Origin of the sequence: Psychrobacter nivimaris (genome assembly GCF_043419765.1) — a bacterium.
Lineage (GTDB): Bacteria > Pseudomonadota > Gammaproteobacteria > Pseudomonadales > Moraxellaceae > Psychrobacter.
Genome location: NZ_JBHOFX010000003.1, coordinates 396,912 through 416,488, shown reverse-complemented (window position 1 = coordinate 416,488; position 19,577 = coordinate 396,912). Strand labels below are relative to the sequence as shown.

Genomic DNA, 19,577 nt, shown 5'->3' with positions numbered 1-19,577 from the left:
TTTCGACTGACAATCAGGATCATCTTACTGGGGTTAATAACTTTATGCCGGTATGGCACCTTGAGTTGCTAGCCATTGCTGTATCTCTTGAGTTTTAGCAGCCAGTAACGGTTGATCGCCGCGACTTTCGATATTCAATCTGATAAGCGGTTCGGTATTCGATGCACGTAGATTGAAGCGCCAGTCACCAAAATTCAGACTTAAACCATCGAGTGTCGATTTAACTGTGCTTTGCGTACTAAACTTCTCTTCAATAGCGCTGATGATAGCCGGTGCATCATGGGTTGTGAGACGAAAGTTTAATTCGCCTGAGCTAGGATAAGCGGCAATATAGCCTGTGACCAATTCTGATAAGGTTTTACCGGTGATAGACAACAGCTCAATGGTCAGTAACCATGGAATCATGCCACTGTCGCAATAGAAGAAGTCGCGGAAATAGTGATGGGCAGACATTTCACCGCCATATACAGCACCTGAGTCACGCATGATTTGCTTAATAAATGAGTGTCCAGATTTACTGATGACAGCCTTACCATTATGTTCCTCTATCACTGCTTCGGTATTATAAATCACTCGTGGATCATAGACGATTGATTCACGCGGATATTTGTTTAAAAAAGCTTGAGCGAGCATACCTACGATATAGCTACCATCGATAAACTCACCTCGTTCATCGAATAGGAAGCAGCGATCAAAGTCACCATCAAAAGCAATACCAAGGTCCGCGTTGTTTTCCAAGACGGCTTGCTGGGTAGCTACTCTATTGGCTTCAATCATTGGATTGGGGATGCCATTGGGGAAGCTACCATCCGGTGTATGATGCAATTTAATCACTTCAATCGGTGCATCTGCTTGTGCTAATTTATCGATTAATAAATCGACCACAGGACCTGCACTACCATTGCCTGAGTTAACGACCAGTTTAAGTGGTTTTAGTTTATCAGTATCGATAAAAGTCATGACATGATCGATGTACGCGCTTTTATCCGTCAATAACTGTAATTTGCCCGTTTGGTTGTCCGTAGTGAATTGCCCAGATTCTGCCAGTGCTTGAATCTCTGCCAAACCATCATCAGCGCTGATTGGTTTTGAATGTTCTTTAACCAGTTTTAGGCCATTGTAATTGATAGGGTTATGACTGGCAGTCACTTCGATACCACCTAACGCCTGATAGTGACTGGTGGCAAAATATACTTCTTCAGTACCACTCATACCCAAGTCAATCACATCAACGCCTGCATCCATCATACCTGTGATAGCTGCTTGCTTTAACTGCTCACTAGAGTGGCGAATATCACTCCCGATAACGATAGCAGGTTTTAGAGTTGCCATATCATCGACTTGGGTTTGAGCCGCTGCCTGATAACGCTGATATAAAATCTGTGCGAACGCGCGCCCGATACGGTAGGCAATATTTTCATCGAGGTTAACCCCAAGCTCACCCCGAATATCATAAGCTTTAAATGAGCTGATAGTAACAGGGTCGAATTTTGCGGTTGGTTGATAGCTGGTGGTCGCAGAAGTGGACATAATGATAAAGTTCCTCGCGCATGAGCGATGGTAAAATAAAAACGTCAGTAGCACAATTATAAGCCAAGCTGTGTTCAATGATACACTAACTATTAGACGAATCATCAAACAACATATAAAACGATAAGAGCCGCCCTTATGAGTATTTCAGACAATAAAATTACCGTGCCTAAGCCTGTACAAGGAACGCCAGACGCCACTGGCGAGCTTGATGATTTGTTAGCGTTGATGGCACGACTAAGGACAGACTGTCCGTGGGACAAAAAGCAAACCAACCATAGCCTTATTCCGTATGCCATCGAAGAGGCTTATGAGCTAGGCGAAGCGGTACAAAGCGATGATGATGAGGACATCAAAGGTGAGCTTGGCGATGTGCTGCTGCAAGTGGTGTTTCATTGTCAGATGTATGCGGAGCAAGGGCGCTTTGATATGAATGATGTTATCAGTACTTTGCAAGAGAAGCTGGTTCGTCGTCATCCACATGTTTTTGAAGCCGAAACGCTCAAAGACGATGCGGCAGTAAAAGTACGCTGGGACGAAATCAAGCTTGAGGAGCAGCAGGCACGTGAAGCACGTGGTAAATCCAAGCGTCGCTTAGACCAAGTCAAAGCGGGTAGCGCATTGATGCAGGCGCAGGATGTACAAAAGCAAGCGTCAAAGTTGGGTTTTGATTGGGAAGGTATTGCAGGTGCTGTAGACAAGTTAGACGAAGAGGTTGCTGAGCTAAAACATGAGCTAACAGATAAGTCTACAGCTGAGGTCAAAGCTAACATCAGAGAGGTCGAAAAAGAATTAGGCGACTGTATATTTGCACTCGTAAATGTTGCACGTAAACTAAACCTTGATGCAGAAGCGGCTACCTTAACCTGCGTGCACAAGTTTAAGTCACGCTTTGGTTATATTGAGGAGCAGCTAGAACTCGCTGGCAAGCGTATTGAAGACAGCGATATAATAGAAATGGATGCACTGTGGGAAGCGGCGAAACAACATGAACGCTCATCGTAAATTTTCATTTGTCAGCTTACTGACGACCACCGCTTTTAGTCTGCTATTATCTGTGGTCGCACTCAGTAATGCAAATGCAGATCCTTGTTTTGACGACCCTAAACGTGCCTATGAGTATTTAATCGCAAAAGAACAAGCTATCACACAAGCGCGTGAGCAGAAAGTTATCAATATCAATCGAGCCAATGAAGGCGAGCTGGTTTCGTTAGATGGTATCGGCAGTAGTAAAGCGCAGGCGATAATTTTATATCGTGATATGTTTGGCGATTTTAAGACAGTGGATGAGTTAGCAAAAGTGAAAGGTATCGGTGCAAAAACAGTCGAGAAAAACCAAAGACGTTTAAGCGTGCGCGATTAATGAGGGTGTTTTGCATTAATTAACCCCAATATTGACAAAATAGCATGTAAGTAAATGTCATAACACCCCCAGTAGGTCCAAAATTTGTTAAACTAGCGGGTACATCCGCCTGATAAACGCTGTGTTATTCAGGGGTAGTTAAAGAATACCGGCGAGGAGTAGATGCATGGCCGAGCGTGCCGCCAAGCAGTTAGAACTGAACAAATCTGAATTACCCAATTCCATTACTGAAGTGATCGCCACATTGACCCGTGCTGGGTTTGATGCGTATATCGTCGGTGGTGGTGTGCGCGATACTTTACTAGGTCTGCGCCCGAAAGACTTTGATGCCGTCACCGATGCCAAGCCGCATGAGATTAAAGATGTCTTTGGCAAGCGCTGCCGCATTATTGGTCGCCGCTTCCAGTTAGCGCATGTATATTCAGGTCGCGAGTTGATCGAAGTTGCTACTTTCCGTGGTCCACCAACCAGTGATGCTAATACCAATCAAGACGGTATGATTCTGCGCGACAATGTTTGGGGCGATATCCAACAAGATTTCTCCCGTCGCGATTTCTCTATTAATGCGCTTTATTATCAACCGCTCAAAGGCATCGTCCATGATTTCTGCGGCGCGCTTGATGATATTGATAACAGAATCATTCGTCTATTGGGCAATGCGCCAGTACGTATCGAAGAAGATCCTGTGCGCTTGTTACGTGCCTTACGTTTCAAAGCCAAGTTGGGTTTTGAGTTTGATGAAGCGTTGTCTGCTCAATTCAATGACGGGAACTGGGCGCTGCTTGAGCAAATATCACCGCATCGTCTCTATGATGAAACGCAAAAGATGTTTACTGGTGGCTATTTAGTACCCTTATTGCCGCTATTGTTTGAATCAGGTGCGATTGATAGTCTCATTATCTATCCACCATCTGAGCCAAGTGCTTTAGTCAATCAGGTAGCTATCAATACTGATAAGCGTATTGCAGCGGGCAAGAGCATCAACCCTGCGTTCTTCTATGCTGCCTTACTGTGGGAAAATTACCTACATCAATTAGCAAAAGCCAAGAAACGCAATATGCCGTTTGCCGAAGCGCAAATGCATGCTGCTGGTAAAGTCATCGACCGTCAGCGTATCAAAACCGCTATTCCGAAATTTGCTGAGCAATTCATCCGTGATATCTGGATATTGCAGCCGAAACTTGCAGCCCCACGTAGCAAGCAAATCGTTCAGCTATCTGAGCATCCACGTTTCCGTGCTGGCTTTGACTTTTTGTTATTGCGTGAGCAATGTGGCGATGCTGAGCATCCGCTATCAGAGTCAACCAACGATATGGGTGACTGGTGGCAGACGTATCAAACCTTGTCTGAACAAGAGCAACAGCAGGCGATTGATGAATTTGACGAAAATATTCGCCGAGGTGCTTATAAAAAAGGGCAACGTGGGCGCGGACGTAATCGTCAAGAATCAAAAACACAGACTACTGATAACGCAACACCTAATCAGAACAGTACAAAGCAAAATAAAGCCGATGACCGTGCTGAAAAAGGTAGAAATGATCAAACAATGGTAAATGATTCGTCAAATATTCCAGCCCGTCGCCGCCGCGCTGCCAGCCAGTCTAAAGCTGGCCGCAACGACAGTAGCAGACACAACGTGCAGCAAGTAGAGCAAGACAATAATGAGCTTGCTCAGCTACAGCAGTTGTCTCTTGCCAATAACAAGCAATCGGCAAGTCAACAGGCAAAGCCTAAGCCATTATTTGTTATCGAGCACGAGAACGTAGTGCCACCATTGCAGAAGCAACTGTCAGCTGATGATACATCGAAGCGCAGCAAAGCACCTGTACGAAAGCAAGCATCAACCAATCAAGATGCACCAAAGCAAGCGGCTAAAGCTGAGCGCTCAAATAACGTTCAGCCGTCTAATACTGACCAACCAGAAGCTCAAGCGTCAGCTAATCAGGTTAGACCAGTTCGCTCGATCGCAAGATCACCTGCGTTAGTCAGTATGAATAACGAGCCGATCCCGCATAAGCGTCGCCGTCGTCAACCTACTGTAGATAGTGCGAGCAATATCGAAGTACAAGGCAATAGCGATGAGAAGGGTAGTAATAGCAAAGCACAGCCAGCAGCGAAGTATGCGAAAAAAGCGCCTAAACCTGCAGTTGAATCAACTGATAAAAGCGATACTAAAAGTGTAAAGGAAGTAGCTAGCAAGGCAGTAGATAGCAAAGACGCGACAAAAACTGCTGCACCTGCGAGAGCCAAAAAATCGGTGAAAGCAACTACTGCAAAGGCTGCTAAAGCGAAGCAAGATACGAATGATCAGATGCCTGCTGTGAAAGTCACTGATAGTAAAGGCCCTGTACCATCGAAGCGCCGCCGCCGTCAGCCTAGTACTGAAAGCGCATAATATGGATAACAGTACAGATAATAGTAACTGGGTTACCTGTTATGTGGGCTTGGGTAGCAACCTCGCTAATGAGCTGGGTTCGCCTACTGATCATTTACAGCAGGCGCTTGCAGTAATGCGAGCACATGAGCAGGTACGTGAAGTAAGTGTATCTTCTTTTTACGCTTCAGCACCGATGGGTCCGCAAGATCAGCCGGATTTTGTTAATGCAGTAGCTGGTTTTGAGACGACACTTACCCCTTACGAGTTGCTTGCTTTTTGTCAGCAGTTAGAGAGCATGGCCAAGCGGGCACGTTTGCGCCGTTGGGGTGAACGTAGTCTGGATGTTGATATTTTGCTATACGGTGAGATACAGATTACTGATCCAACACTGACAATACCGCACGCTGGCTTAAGTGAGCGCAATTTTGTCTTAATACCACTGCGAGAGTTGGCACCAAATTTAACCATCGCAGGTAAGTCGATAAGTGACTATGCACAAAGTCGCGATTGGACAGGTTTAACATTACTATCAAGCGATTGATTATAAGTAAATGATGCTAAGTGATGGGAGATTGGTTTAAGACATCTCGATCACAGCTAGAATAGTAGCAGTATTGATAATCAAAGGCATTGCAGATTAATTGAGGGTCATATGACGACATTATCTACGTTAAATAAGTTTAAAAAAGACGGTACCAAGTTCACTTGCTTGACCTGCTATGACTCGATGTTTGCACGAATGATGGAAAAAGCCGAAATTGACACGATTCTGATTGGGGATAGCTTGGGCATGGTTGTACAAGGCCATGACTCAACATTACCTGTAACAGTCAATGATATGGCTTATCACACTGCCAATATTGCCCGTAGCAACAAACACGCGCTGATATTGGCTGACCTACCGTTTATGAGTTATGTGACACTACCAGAAGCCGTTGCTAATAGCCGCACGCTGATGCAAGCAGGGGCGCATGTGATAAAAATCGAAGGCGGCAGTGAGCTTTGTGAATTGGTAACGACCTTGGCACAAGCAGGCACACCAACTTGTATACATCTTGGTTTGACCCCGCAGTCTGTGAACGTGTTTGGTGGCTATAAAATTCAAGGCCGCGGTGATGAGGCGGCTAATAAACTGCTTGCTGATGCCAAGGCAGTCGTCGATGCTGGTGCTGCGTTACTAGTATTAGAATGTGTTCCAGCGGCGCTTGCAAAAGCCGTTACTGAAGCTGTTGCTGTGCCAGTCATCGGCATCGGTGCTGGAGCAGACACTGATGGTCAGGTATTGGTTATGCATGACATGCTAGGTATGGCGCATGGCCGAGTGCCACGTTTTATCCATGACTTTTTGACAGATGATCGCAATAGTGCACACAGTATCGAAGGTGCTTTTGCGCTCTATCAGCAGTCAGTACGCGAAGGTAGCTTCCCGACTGAGCAGCACCAATTTAGCTGATTTTGAAGCTATTGAACAACAGAACGTTTGAATAGAAGAAAAATAATCATGTCTCCAATTATTTATCATGATATCTCGTCACTACGTGAAGCGCTGCAGCCTTATCGTGGTCAGCAAAGTGACAAACAAGGCCGTCAGCAGCGCATTGCGTTAGTACCAACGATGGGTAATCTGCATGACGGTCATCTTGAGCTAGTAAAAATTGCCAAGCAGCATGCAGATGTAGTGGTGGTCAGTATCTTCGTTAACCCTACTCAGTTTGGCGTTGGGGAAGATTTTGATAGCTATCCCCGTACGCTAGATGCAGATGTGGCAAAGCTTGCGACAGTGGATGCAGATTACGTGTTTGCACCTAGTATTGATGCAATGTATCCAGTATTACCACCACCTACTGCTGTATTGGCTGGTGCTATTGCCAATCAGTTATGTGGTCAATCACGTCCTGGACACTTTGATGGTGTTGGTATTGTTGTCGCTAAATTATTCAATATCGTACAACCAGATGTGGCAGTATTTGGACAAAAAGACTATCAGCAGCTTGCTATCATTAAGCAGTTGGTACGTGACTTGAGTTATCCTATTAATATCATTGGTGCGCCTATTGTTCGTGCTGATGATGGCTTGGCGCTATCATCGCGCAATCAATACTTAAGTGCAAATGAGCGTCAAGTTGCCCCTGTATTACATCAAGCATTGCAAGAATTAGCGCAGAGTTTGAAAAGTACGGCTCTTAGTCAGCAAGCATTTGATAAGCTATTAGTAGATACGCGGACACGTATTAGTGACGCAGGTTTTATTATTGATTATCTGGAAATAAAGACTGATGAGTTAGGTTCTGTTGTGAGCGACTCTACAACCTTTAATATAGAAAACAAAAATATCGTTATTTTAGTCGCAGCGTGGCTAGGACGAGCGCGTTTATTAGACAATCAGTTGGTAATGGTAAATTAGCTTTTATGACATAGCAGTAGACTAGATATAATAGACTTGGATGAGTAGATCATGGGTGTAAGTCAGGATCAAAATAGTAATGCGGTAGCAACGATAGCGGATCAGACGTCTACGAATAAGCTCAGTATATTGGTGGTCTCAGGGCGTTCAGGCTCTGGTAAAACCTCAGTATTGAATATCTTAGAAGATCTAGGCTATTACTCTATTGATAACCTACCGCTATCTTTATTACCTAATGCTGCTCATAAACTGGTTAATGAAAGCGGTATTCATCGTATTGCGCTTGGTGTCGATATTCGAACGCCACGTGCGGATTTATCTAACTTTGCAGTGACATATGCTTCTCTCAAGGAAACTTATGGGTCGCATGCGGTACAGATTTTATATGTGACTGCACAAGAGAGTACGCTGATAGCTCGTTTCAATGCGACGCGACGCGTACATCCGCTAATGTCACAAGATATTGATAGTGATAACGCTAAGCATATTGCCTTTAATTTACCCGCTGCTATCAAAAAAGAAGTTGAGCTATTAGAGCCAATTGCTGGTCACGCTGATATTAGGATTGATACCAGTAGCCTAAATATCCATCAGTTAAAAGACAGCTTGCGTGAACACATAGGCATGGACAACCAGATTGTCATCAATCTACTGTCTTTTGGTTTTAAATACGGTAGCCCTATCGATGCTGACTTTGTATTCGATGTTAGAATTTTACCGAATCCGCATTGGAACCCTGAGTTACGTGACTCGACAGGTCTGGATACTGAGGTAGGCGCATTCTTCTCAGATTATCCAGAAGTAGCAGAAATGATGGGTGATATTGATAAGTTTTTGACCCGTTGGCTACCAGAGTTTTTGCACAATAATCGTCATACGGTCACAGTTGCCATAGGCTGTACGGGCGGCAAACATCGCTCTGTTTTTATCACTGATCATCTACAGCGCCGCCTTGCTGACGCTATGCCTAAAGGCGTGAAGGTATTGGCAAAACACCGCGAAAAAAGTCGTTGGTAGTGATATCAGACACTCTTTAATTTATTAATTATTATTTTGGAAAGCTTTTATGATCGACTGGAAAGAACAGGATATGCGCGTCTCGCGCACAGAACTCAAAAAAGCCCATGAGCGCTTGCAGCAGTTATCGATACCGCTTGCTAGCTTATCGAAAAAACAGCTAAAAGCCTTACCTGCCAGTGATTATTTTATGGCTGAGCTAATGGCATTGGCTGATATTACTAGTGCCAATGCTCGTAATCGTCAGACCAAACGTGTTGGCAAGCTTATGATTGAAGAGAATCGTCATGAGCTGATAAAGGCACTATTTGATGCCTTTTTTCCTAAAGAGCAAGTCTCAAAAATAGAGAGCTGGTACGAGCGTCTGAATATCAATGATGAAGGTACGCTCAAGCAATTTGTGAAGCAATATAAAGCTTCTGAGCACCACAGTATGTATCAGTTATTATTGTGGATAGAGTATGCCAAACATATGCAAGATGATGAGTTGCTAGCAGAATCTAAAGCAGATTTGGCAAGCTATATACGTGAAGTGGCTATTTTATCGCAGCTGAAGAAATAACATCTATATACCAAGCTAGAAATCTATTAATTAGAATTTTATTAGTTGAAAGATTAGTAGTTAAAAATGAGTAATTAAAAGACGTATAGCTAAAAGGTTAAGATGCAAAAAAGCCAATCAATTTATGATTGGCTTTTTTGTGCACGACATACAGATATGCTGTACGTCATGTGAGTTATTCAAGTATTCATGGCTCGAATTATTTCTTTTCAGCGCGAGTTTTGTCAACTAAATAGTCAACAACTTTAGCGACTTTAGCGTTTTCACCAGTTACCACATATTTGCCTTGTACAACGACAGATGGGACACCAGTGATTTGATAACGCTTGGCGCCTTCTTGAGAACGACCGATTTTTGTGCCAACAGCAAATGAGTTATATAGGCTATTAAATTTCTTTTCATCAACACCTTTTGATGCATACCATTTGCTTAGTGACGCTTGGTCAAACAGTTTTTTACCATCTTTATGGATAGCGTCAAATAATGCGTCATGAGTTTTGCTTTCAAAGCCTAAAAGCTGAGCCGCATAGAAACCGCGAGCATTGGCTTCCCAAACAGGGTTAAGTGCTGCTGGTGTCTTGAAGAAGGCAACATCTTTGTCTTTGGTTTTTGCCCATTTTTCCATGTGCGGGTTAAGCGCATTACAATGTGGGCAGCCATACCAAAAGAATTCACGAACAATGATAGCATCACCGCTGATTTTCTCTGGGTTGTCTAGCACACGGTAATCTTTTCCAGCGACATAGTCTGCAGCTTGTGCGCCCATAGAGGCAAGTCCAATGGCCATGGCTAGACCAGTCAGTGTGATGACACGTTTCATACTTTATCCTTGAGGTGTGGAGACTTAGAATGGGTTTAGAGGTTGGTGTCTATATGGTTTTTAAATATGTGACACTTTAAAATATATAGCTTTTAAAGCGTTTAAACCAGACAGTGTCGAGTATAATCGAACAATAGCAAAGTATCGACTATGATAACGTAAAATGTATGTACTTGTGAATCGCATTCTTAACCGATAGTTGTAAAGCTGTTAGCTATTATTTAAGGTATATTGCTTGTTACTTTCTGAACCTACTGTTTCTCAAACGTCTACTTTATTTCTATGTAAGATTTAAGATAGTCGAAAGTATTAGGATGCGATATTGTCACAAAAGTATTTAGCTCTTCTATATTAAGATATTGCCCAAAAAACAGGGTAAAGTTTAAGCCTATTCACAATCGGTGACGATGTGCTTACGACAAAACTGCTACTCTCATGCTAATATTAAGCACATAATCGTGCACTGTAAACGATAATAACGATAGTGACAATCAAGGAACATACCATGAGCCCAGCTTTAAATTCTTCATCAACTTCGAGTGATCAAAATAACAATAGCGCTTTCAATAGTACAGAGTCTAACATCATCAACGTAGATCCTAGCGAAGTCGAAAAATTTAATAACTTGGCGAGTGAGTGGTGGAGCAACAAAGGTGCATTTGCAACGCTACACGAGATTAATCCATTACGTTTAAACTGGATAGAAGAAAACGTCAAACGTGGCTATCAAAACGCTGCTAATAAAACCGCTGAGCAAGGACTTGCTGGCAAAAAAATACTCGATGTAGGGTGCGGCGGCGGAATATTGTCAGAATCTATGGCACGCCGCGGTGCTGATGTGACAGGAATTGATTTAGGTACAGAGAACCTAAAAGCTGCTGCGTTACATGCAGAGCAAAGTCAGTTAGAGAGCACGCTTCGTTATCAGCATATACCTGTTGAAGAGTTGGCAAAAACGCAGGCTGGTCAGTTTGATGTGGTGACGTGCATGGAGATGCTAGAGCACGTGCCAGATCCTAGCTCGATTGTGCAAGCTTGTTATGAGTTGCTAGCTCCTGGTGGCGTCTGTGTGTTATCAACGATTAATCGCAATCCTAAATCTTATCTGTTTGCCATCGTTGGTGCAGAGTATGTGCTGCGATTGCTTGATCGCGGCACCCACGACTATGCCAAATTTATCACGCCAGCTGAATTAGACAAAATGGCCCTTAATACTGGATTTGTTCGTCAGGATATTATCGGTTTGCATTATAATCCGCTGACCAAACGCTACTGGCTTGCCCAAAATGTCGATGTTAATTATATGATAGCCGTACAAAAGCCACTGGTTTAATGTTGCAAGCGTCCGTTTATTTGCCATACTTTCATTAAACACGTCATCAATCTCAAGAGCATTCACTATGACCCAATTTGTAAAAGCTGTTTTATTTGACCTTGATGGGACATTAATCGATACTGCTGCTGATTTTGTTCGTATCATTGGTAAAATGAGTCTCGAAAATGATTGGCAGGCACCGCCTGAAGCGGAAATCCGCGAGCAAGTCTCTGCGGGTGCCTCGGCCATGGTGCAATTGATGCTAAGACATAACGATCAACTCGAAGTCAGCGAGGAAGCGTTGCTTGAGTTTCGTCAGCAGTTCTTAGATGATTATGAAGCAGATATTTGTGTCGATAGCTGCGTGTTTCAGGCGCTTGAAGCGGTGCTGACTGAGCTTGAAGCAAAAGGTGTGCCTTGGGGTATCGTTACCAACAAGCCACGTTATTTAGCCGAAAAGCTATTAAGTGAGATGCAACTGGATCAACGCTGTGCGGTTTTGGTCTGTCCAGATGATGTATCACGTACCAAACCAGACCCAGAGCCAATGTATATGGCGCTGGAAAAACTGGGTATTCCACGAGGCGCGGCAGGCTGCGTGCTCTATGTCGGTGATCATGTGCGTGATATTGAAGCTGGCAACGCCGCTGGCATGCCAACGATTTTGGCCGCTTATGGATATATTCCACCTGAAGATCAAAAGTCTTTAAAAAAATGGGGCGCCGACTATATTACGGATACGCCTGAGCAGTTAAACAAATTACTGCTATCGTCTGGTAAGTTTGAGTATTTATAGACTGCTACATATCACCAGATTTACAACCATAAGCACATATCCTCAACGATTTAATGATAAGTAGTGAGCAATGCCATGAGTGACAATAATAACCAACCAGTCGATCCACAAGACAATAAACAAACTGTTCAAAGTCCTATTCAGCCTTTGACTCATGATGATATTCGTAACTTTGTACCGTCCAGTAATTGCCTAGATGGTAAGACTATTTTGGTAACAGGAGCGGGGGATGGTATTGGCCGTGTTGCCGCATTGACCTATGCGCGTTATGGAGCCACTGTTTTATTATTAGGACGCACTAGTAGCAAGCTTGAATATGTCTACGATGAGATTGAAAGCCTTGGAGGTAAGCAGCCTGCTATGTTGCCGATGAATCTAGAAGGGGCAACTTACGCTGAAATGCAGCAGCTCGAAGGGCTAATCAATAAAGAAGTCGGCCAGTTAGATGGTATCTTACATAATGCTGGTGTATTAGGACAATTGACGCCGCTTGAGATGTATGACGTCGATACTTTTGCCCAAGTGATGAAAGTTAATTTCACAGCGACTTTTATGCTGACTCAAGCGTTATTGCCGCTATTAAAAGATGCTGACCATGGGTCTGTTGTTTTCACCTCTAGCACTGTAGGTACACATCCTCGCGCATTTTGGGGGGCTTATGCACTCTCGAAACAAGCAGTAGAAGGTATGAGTGATATCTTTACTCAAGAGACTCAGAACACCACTAATCTACGTTTCAATTGTGTCAACCCAGGTGGTACTCGCACTAACATGCGTGCGCATGCGTATCCAGGTGAAAACCCTATGAGCTTAAAAACACCTGAAGATATCATGGCAGGCTATGTCTGTCTGATGAGTGACGAAAGTATTGGCGTACGCGGTCAAGTAATTGAGCTACAACCTAAAGATTAGTAGCAAAGTTTGTAAATCGATTGCGTCATTCTTTATTGACGGTTTTACAAACTATTGCAGGTTGCAATTAACCATAGCTAGCCCCATCTATTTGTTATTAAAGACATTTGTATTGTCTAATTATAATGAATAAAATATAGGATAAGATTATGGCAGGTGGCTGGTCGAGAGATGGTGCTGAGCACGAACAGATGGATGCAACGGTAAATGATGCATTGGAGCGAGCGCGACGTTCGTTACCGACAGGTGTAAGTGCTGAGCTGTGTGACGAATGTGGTAAGCCTATTCCAGAGGCAAGGCGACTGGCAGTGCCCGGTATTCAGCACTGCGTTAGCTGTCAGACGGAGCTTGAACAAGAAGCAAAAGCGGCTGAGCTATTTAACCGTCGTGGTAGTAAAGACAGTCAATTGCGTTAAAAAATAGTTAGGGCGTGTCCTCAATTCAATCGATATTTATCTAAATGGGTTAAAAATGGCTAAATCTTGCCAAACGTCGTCAAATAGCTGACTAATATCTCGATATTATCTGCGCTATTTTCCTTGTTTGACTGCGATTTATCTCATTTTTATCACCATTTTTAAAATGAGGACACGCCCTAGTTGCGTTGAAAAAAAAGGGCGGACATTGCTAGATAGAATAGCAATGTCTACTCTTTTTTTGTCTGTTGCTATATGACCAGCGCCATCAGTTCGCGATCGCACTCTTCCCAATCTATCAAGGCCGATGATGCTTTGGCACCATTCTCAGTTTCTAATTTTTCTGTAGCTTTGTCGACAGCATTTGTATCGACAGTATTGTCTAATTGCAAAATAATTTCCAATCGACTATCAGTCTGTGGGTCGATGGTTCTGGTAGTTAGACTACCAGGGTTAAAATTGATCTGCATCCAGCCATCAGAAGTATGTACCACGCCTTTGATACGTTGCCAGTTTGGCAAGGCTAATAACCAATTCTGTAAATCATCAGCGTTTAGTATGTAGTGTGTAGGTAGTCGCCATCCAGCCAATTGAAAATCCTGCTGCTCTTCATGGTAGCGATAGGGGAGATCACTATCAGCACTAGCCTGAGCTTCGGTCTCATCTATAGATGCACTCAATGATGGCACAGTTGCTAAAGAGCTGGCTTGAGACTGTACACCAATCATCGATTTTTGAAGATGAGCAATACTGACTTTTCGTTGATTCGAAATGATAGAGCTGGGCTGATTCAGTTGGTCGTTTAACGTTGTCGAATATGCATCTGCTACAAGTTTATTTGCTACAAACTTATCTGATGAATGGACATCTGATGAGTCTGTTACCTCAGATGCCGTTAGTCCTGATGCTGCCCAAATGATTTTTACTTGCGAATTTAGCTTGGTTATCCATTCTACCAAGGTTTGTTTTTCGCTAGTATTTAATTGGGTATAACGATTGATTATCAGCACATCGGCGTCACGGACGTGCGCTTGAAAACCGTCATGGTCACGATATTTAATCTGTTGCCACTGCTCGCCACTCAGTACGGTTATCACCGCATTCATCTGTAGGGCAGTTTGCCAGTGCGGCGCGCTGAGTTGTAGTATCAGCTCACGTGGATGTGCCAAACCTGTGGGCTCAATGAGTAATCGCTGCGGATGATGTTCACTGAGCAGGCGACTGATTGCAATCTGTAAGGGCAGCTGACTGGTGCAGCAAATACAGCCACCACTGACCTCACGAATGGCGATATTTTTTTGCTCAAGCTCGTTATCTTGGGAGCTTGCAAGGAGTGCGCCATCAATACCGATACGACCAAACTCATTGATTAATAGAGCCCAACGTTCGTCATCAGGTTTTGTGGCCAGTAACTGATTAATTACGGTGGTTTTGCCAGCACCTAAAAACCCTGTCACTAACGTGCAGGGTATGTTTTGAAAAATAATTGGGTTTTTCACAAATAGGCTCATCATATTGGCACGTGTTTATGAGTAAACAAACACGGCCTATATTAAAAGGAATTAGATCAGTCAAAAGTTATTCACTCTTGATGGTTTCTACCTCAGCTTCATCAGGAACAAACACATAACCAACGCCCCAAACAGTTTGGATATAACGCGCTTGTGAGGGGTTGTCTTCAATCAGACGACGCAGACGTGATACTTGGACGTCGATAGAACGCTCCATCGCACCCCATTCACGACCACGAGCAAGGTTCATCAACTTATCACGGGTCAATGGCTCACGTGGATGCTGTACAAGCGCCTTTAGTACTGAAAACTCACCTGTTGTCAAAGTGACTACGTTGCCATCGCGTTTGAGCGTACGAGTCGATAAATCTAGTGTCCATGGACCAAACTCGACCACTTCCATTTGATGACTTGGCGCACCTGGCAATTCACGGTTTTGACGACGTAATACAGCTTTGATACGAGCCAATAGCTCTTTTGGGTTAAAAGGCTTGGGCAAGTAATCATCTGCACCCGCTTCTAGACCTGCGATACGGTCAGCATCGCCACCTTTGGCAGTCAGCATAATGATAGGAATATCTGCATTGTCTTCACGTAGACGCTTACAGATACTGATACCATCTTCGCCTGGCAGCATCAAATCGAGCACGACCAAAGAGAAAAGCTCACGTTGCATGAGTTTGTCCATCTGACTGCCATCATGAGCAGTACGAACGACAAAGCCGTCGTCTTCTAGGAAGCGTTGCAATAAAGAGCGCAGACGAGCATCGTCATCGACGACTAAAATACGCTGAGTCAACGTGTCAGGGCTGTTGTTATCAGTCATACAGGCATCCTTTTATAAAAATTATTGTTATCAGAAACTACAAGTAAATAGCTATGAGCAAAAACACTGCCACTAATTATCATTATTTAATTATTGGTTACGAATAAGCACTTCATAAAATTAAAAACTATTGTTCAATATGTCAGCACATATCAATATTTGTGTTATTGATACTTTAGTGTATAAGATTGCACCGAGAATTGCATCACCCATGATAATAAATGCTGTATGCGTTTGTTTAACAAGTCCATAGGATGTGCGATATAGAACGATTTGCGTCCTAAAATACGCAATAAATAACGAAAAGATAAAAAGGATTTTTATTCATGCAGCTTTTGCTATAATGCAAAGCTACATTTCTCAACGATTGATACGTATATGAGTAGCACTGATACCTTAACGTCATCTCAAACCTCGACAAATGCACAGGTTTTAGATGCAACCACACACGCGAATATTCACGACAAGCTTGCTCGCGCGCTTGGCATTAAGACTGCTCAAGTCAATGCGTTTGTCAAACTTTATGATGAAGGCGCGACGGTTCCTTTTATTGCGCGTTACCGCAAAGAAAAGACTCAGAATCTTGATGATGCGCAGCTGCGTGCTTTAGAGAAGTCTCTTAATTATGAGCGTGACATGGCAACACGTCGCCTCAAAATTACTGAGCTGTTAAGCACACAGGACAATCTGACTGACGAGCTACAGACGCGTATCGATAATGCGACGTCTAAGCTTGAGCTTGAAGATATCTATCTGCCATATCGTCCGCGTCGTCGTTCACCTGCTGCCAAAGCTCGTGCCGCTGGTCTTGATACTGCTGCACAAGCGGTCTTGACCCAAGAAATTACCCCGACGGATGCCTTGGCTGACTATCAAGTCCAGTCAAGTATCACTGATGACAGTGGTAATGAAATCGAGGTTGATTTTAGCGATATCGAAAAACAACTCGCTGGCGTACAAGCGATTATCGTTGATGAATGGACACAAGCATTGGGCTTGTTGGACAATTTACGCAGTGGTTTTGCCAAAACTGCCAGTATCGTATCGAGCGTTGCGAGCGAAGAAAAGCGCGAAGTTGGCGAAAAATTCAAAGACTACTTTGAGCATAGCGAAAGCCTTGCTCGACTGCCAAATCATCGCCTATTAGCAATGTTGCGCGGTCGTCAAGAAAACGTCTTGGGTCTAAAGATTGAAGGCGAAGACGCACCATTTATCGAAAAAATTATCAATCATTTCGATGTTGATGCCAAAGCGCCAGCAGCCCGCCGTGAGTTTTTGGCAGAGGCAGCCAGTAGCTTGTGGAAAGACAAATGGCGTCCGCATATCGAGCACCGCTTGTTAACTGAAAAGCGCCTAGCCGCAGAAGCGGATGCGATTGATGTGTTCGCTAGCAACTTACAGCATTTGCTAATGTCTGCACCTGCAGGTCCTAAAGTAATCTTGGGTGTCGATCCTGGTATCCGTCATGGCGTAAAAATGGCCATCGTTGATGCGCAAGGTCATGTCATGTCAGATAGCGAAGAGAAGCCTGTTATAGCGACAGTGTATCCGTTCGCACCTGATAATAAGATGGATGAAGCCAAGAAAGTCATCGATGCGCTGTTGAGCACTTATAACGTTGATTTGGTCGCTATCGGTAATGGTACGGCAAGTCGCGAAACAGATGCGATGATCAAAGAGATTTTGGCTGCGAACGATGCACTAAAAGCCAAAGCTGTCATTGTTAATGAGTCGGGCGCGTCTGTTTATTCAGCGAGTGAACTTGCTAGTGATGAGCTTGCCAATCTAGACGTTTCTGTACGCGGTGCAGTTTCTATTGCGCGTCGCTTGCAAGATCCATTGTCAGAGCTTGTCAAAGTTGATCCAAAAGCCATTGGCGTTGGTCAATATCAGCATGACGTCAATCAAAACCAGCTTGCAGACAGTCTGGATAAAGTAACTCAAGATAGCGTAAATGCCGTGGGTGTGGATGTAAACACAGCCAGTCCAGCTATCTTGGCTCACATCGCAGGTCTCAACCGCAATGTGGCACAGCAAATTGTCACCTATCGCAAAGAGCATGGTGCATTTGATAGTCGTGAAGCGCTCAAAAACGTCCCACGTCTAGGCACTAAGACATTTGAGCAGGCAGCTGGTTTCTTGCGTATTCATAATGGTAGCAATCCATTAGATGCCACTGGTGTGCATCCAGAGAGCTATGCATTGGTCGATAGTTTACTTGCACAAGCGGGCAAGCCATTGTCAGAAGTCATCGGTAATGATAGCGTGTTAAATACTATCGATACGACTACACTGGCTGCTAATGACGATAATGTCAGCGTAAAAGCGATTATCGAAGAGCTTGCCAAACCTGCTCGCGATCCTCGTCCTGAATTTAAAACGGCCAATTTCCGTGATGACGTCAATAGCATCAAAGATTTGAGCGAAGGCATGACGTTAGAAGGGGTAGTCACCAACGTAACGGCCTTTGGTTGTTTCGTTGATGTTGGTGTACATCAGGATGGTTTGGTACATATCTCGCAGATGGCCAATGACTTTGTCGCAGATCCTATGAATCGTGTTAAACCTGGCGATATCGTATCGGTACGGGTTATCTCCATCGATGAGAAACGTGGTCGTATCGGCTTTAGCATGAAACCTGAATCTGAAAAACCTGTCCGTACGGCTGCCAAGTCTACGACAGCTAATACAGATGGCGAGAAAACCAGTCGTCCACGCAGTAATAATACAAATAGTGACCGTCCAAATAATAGCCGTCCAGCTGCTGACAAACGTCCGTCTAAGCCACGTGGCAAGCGTCAGGATAAAGACAACGCGAGTAATCGTAGTAAGCCAGTGAAAAATGATAAAGCTGAAGCCCCAAGTAAAGTGGGTACACTCGGCGCTTTATTACAAGAAGCTGGCGTGACTAAAACTAAGAAATAAATGCTGCTAAAAATAGCTAAAATTTATAGTTGGGTATAATAAAAAAGGCAGCCATATGGCTGCCTTTTTATATAAGTAATATACTTACAAACTAATCCACTAAACTAGTTGCCTGCTTAGCGTGATACAGCGATACGACGGTTTTCTTTGAACTGTACGTTTGCTGGCTGAGTAGCTAATAACTCACCACGCTTGTCTTTTTTCTTTTCTTGCAAAGTACTAGCAGCATCTGCAACTTTATTCTCAGTAGCCGCTTCACCAACGATCAAAGGCTGATAGTCTGCATTGCTGTGTTGCATGTTAGGCGCTTGAGCGTTCTGTACAGGAGCCTGAGCAGTTGTAGCAGTAGTCATTGCTGCCGCATTGGTTGTTGCTTGAGCGTTGTTCATCAAAGCTGCGTTATCATCGCGTGCTTCATTATCCATATCGTCAGTTTCGTCGTTCATTTCATCTGCTTCATTACCCATGTCCATATCGATATCATCAGTATTTGACTCTTCGACATCGACAGCGCCAGGTTGAGTCGCTAGCAACTCACCATCAGGACCTTCTATTTCGGCCTGTACAGTGCTCTCGACAGCAGCATTACGCATATCTGCTGGCATTAGATCGCTATTGTTAACGGGTGCCGCCATTGCCATAGTTGGTAGTACAAGGGTAGCGCCGACGATTAGTGATAAAACATTCTTTTTCATTATAGAACTCCATGATACATAATTAGCAATAGTTAAAAACGATAACTCATATTCAATGTTGAGCCGTTTTTATTTAAAGTTGTCTGTAAATACTGTATGCAAATTATC

At 43.8% G+C, this 19,577-nt stretch carries 18 protein-coding genes; 13 read left to right on the top strand and 5 right to left on the bottom strand.

Annotation, left to right across the window (positions count from 1 at the left end; all coding sequences use genetic code 11):
* Positions 1–42: 42 nt before the first annotated feature.
* Positions 43–1,530: a phosphomannomutase CpsG gene (locus ACHEVO_RS08505; protein WP_394124616.1), complete on the bottom strand. Its 1,488-nt coding sequence runs from the start codon at positions 1,528–1,530 to the stop codon at positions 43–45.
* A 138-nt stretch (positions 1,531–1,668) separates the two neighbouring features.
* On the opposite strand from ACHEVO_RS08505, the gene mazG reads away from it, so the two are divergent.
* The 8 genes from mazG to yjgA all read left to right on the top strand — a co-directional run bounded on the left by mazG (position 1,669) and on the right by yjgA (position 9,253).
* Positions 1,669–2,535: a nucleoside triphosphate pyrophosphohydrolase gene (gene mazG / locus ACHEVO_RS08500; RefSeq protein WP_394124615.1), complete on the top strand. Its 867-nt coding sequence runs from the start codon at positions 1,669–1,671 to the stop codon at positions 2,533–2,535.
* Complete coding sequence (locus tag ACHEVO_RS08495; protein ID WP_394124614.1) at positions 2,519–2,893, top strand: ComEA family DNA-binding protein; 375 nt, start codon at positions 2,519–2,521, stop codon at positions 2,891–2,893. Before mazG ends, ACHEVO_RS08495 begins: the two co-directional genes overlap by 17 nt.
* Positions 2,894–3,059: 166 nt before the next feature.
* Positions 3,060–5,288, top strand: coding sequence for a polynucleotide adenylyltransferase PcnB (gene pcnB / locus ACHEVO_RS08490; RefSeq protein ID WP_394124613.1), 2,229 nt, complete (start codon positions 3,060–3,062; stop codon positions 5,286–5,288).
* 1 nt (position 5,289) lies between these two features.
* Positions 5,290–5,811, top strand: a complete 522-nt coding sequence (gene folK / locus ACHEVO_RS08485; RefSeq protein WP_394124612.1) for a 2-amino-4-hydroxy-6-hydroxymethyldihydropteridine diphosphokinase — start codon at positions 5,290–5,292, stop codon at positions 5,809–5,811.
* 111 nt (positions 5,812–5,922) lie between these two features.
* On the top strand, positions 5,923–6,723 hold the full coding sequence (gene panB / locus ACHEVO_RS08480; RefSeq protein WP_394124611.1) for a 3-methyl-2-oxobutanoate hydroxymethyltransferase: 801 nt from the start codon (positions 5,923–5,925) through the stop codon (positions 6,721–6,723).
* A gap of 48 nt (positions 6,724–6,771) precedes the next feature.
* Positions 6,772–7,674: a pantoate--beta-alanine ligase gene (gene panC, locus ACHEVO_RS08475; protein WP_394124610.1), complete on the top strand. Its 903-nt coding sequence runs from the start codon at positions 6,772–6,774 to the stop codon at positions 7,672–7,674.
* Between the two features lie 51 nt (positions 7,675–7,725).
* Positions 7,726–8,691: an RNase adapter RapZ gene (rapZ, locus tag ACHEVO_RS08470; protein WP_394124609.1), complete on the top strand. Its 966-nt coding sequence runs from the start codon at positions 7,726–7,728 to the stop codon at positions 8,689–8,691.
* A gap of 49 nt (positions 8,692–8,740) precedes the next feature.
* Positions 8,741–9,253, top strand: coding sequence for a ribosome biogenesis factor YjgA (gene yjgA, locus ACHEVO_RS08465; protein ID WP_057757930.1), 513 nt, complete (start codon positions 8,741–8,743; stop codon positions 9,251–9,253).
* 199 nt (positions 9,254–9,452) lie between these two features.
* On the opposite strand, the gene ACHEVO_RS08460 is transcribed toward yjgA, so the two are convergent.
* Entirely contained in the window at positions 9,453–10,073 is a 621-nt protein-coding gene (locus tag ACHEVO_RS08460; protein WP_057757933.1) for a thiol:disulfide interchange protein DsbA/DsbL, read from the bottom strand.
* Positions 10,074–10,578: 505 nt separating this feature from the next.
* Between ACHEVO_RS08460 and ubiG the strand changes: the two genes are divergently transcribed.
* The 4 genes from ubiG (at position 10,579) to ACHEVO_RS08440 (ending at position 13,512) form a co-directional block, all read left to right on the top strand.
* Positions 10,579–11,406, top strand: a complete 828-nt coding sequence (gene ubiG / locus ACHEVO_RS08455; protein WP_394124608.1) for a bifunctional 2-polyprenyl-6-hydroxyphenol methylase/3-demethylubiquinol 3-O-methyltransferase UbiG — start codon at positions 10,579–10,581, stop codon at positions 11,404–11,406.
* Positions 11,407–11,473: 67 nt separating this feature from the next.
* The gene (locus ACHEVO_RS08450) at positions 11,474–12,184 is read left to right on the top strand and encodes an HAD family hydrolase (protein ID WP_101204604.1); all 711 of its coding nucleotides are present in this window, start codon (positions 11,474–11,476) and stop codon (positions 12,182–12,184) included.
* 75 nt (positions 12,185–12,259) lie between these two features.
* Positions 12,260–13,096 (top strand): YciK family oxidoreductase, encoded by an 837-nt coding sequence (locus ACHEVO_RS08445; protein ID WP_227684600.1) that lies wholly within the window; start codon positions 12,260–12,262, stop codon positions 13,094–13,096.
* Between the two features lie 149 nt (positions 13,097–13,245).
* The gene (locus tag ACHEVO_RS08440; RefSeq protein WP_101204603.1) at positions 13,246–13,512 is read left to right on the top strand and encodes a DksA/TraR family C4-type zinc finger protein; all 267 of its coding nucleotides are present in this window, start codon (positions 13,246–13,248) and stop codon (positions 13,510–13,512) included.
* 251 nt (positions 13,513–13,763) lie between these two features.
* On the opposite strand, the gene ACHEVO_RS08435 is transcribed toward ACHEVO_RS08440, so the two are convergent.
* Both ACHEVO_RS08435 and ompR read right to left on the bottom strand, forming a co-directional pair.
* Complete coding sequence (locus ACHEVO_RS08435; RefSeq protein ID WP_394124607.1) at positions 13,764–15,011, bottom strand: CobW family GTP-binding protein; 1,248 nt, start codon at positions 15,009–15,011, stop codon at positions 13,764–13,766.
* Positions 15,012–15,090: 79 nt separating this feature from the next.
* Positions 15,091–15,849 (bottom strand): osmolarity response regulator transcription factor OmpR, encoded by a 759-nt coding sequence (ompR, locus tag ACHEVO_RS08430; RefSeq protein ID WP_057757943.1) that lies wholly within the window; start codon positions 15,847–15,849, stop codon positions 15,091–15,093.
* A 378-nt stretch (positions 15,850–16,227) separates the two neighbouring features.
* Here ompR and ACHEVO_RS08425 point away from each other — a divergent pair, with 378 nt between their 5' ends.
* The gene (locus tag ACHEVO_RS08425) at positions 16,228–18,774 is read left to right on the top strand and encodes a Tex family protein (protein WP_394124606.1); all 2,547 of its coding nucleotides are present in this window, start codon (positions 16,228–16,230) and stop codon (positions 18,772–18,774) included.
* A 116-nt stretch (positions 18,775–18,890) separates the two neighbouring features.
* Here the strand turns inward: ACHEVO_RS08425 and ACHEVO_RS08420 are convergent, their stop codons facing one another.
* A complete protein-coding gene (locus tag ACHEVO_RS08420) occupies positions 18,891–19,469 on the bottom strand; it encodes a hypothetical protein (protein WP_394124605.1) in 579 nt (192 codons plus the stop codon).
* Between the last annotated feature and the right edge of the window lie 108 nt (positions 19,470–19,577).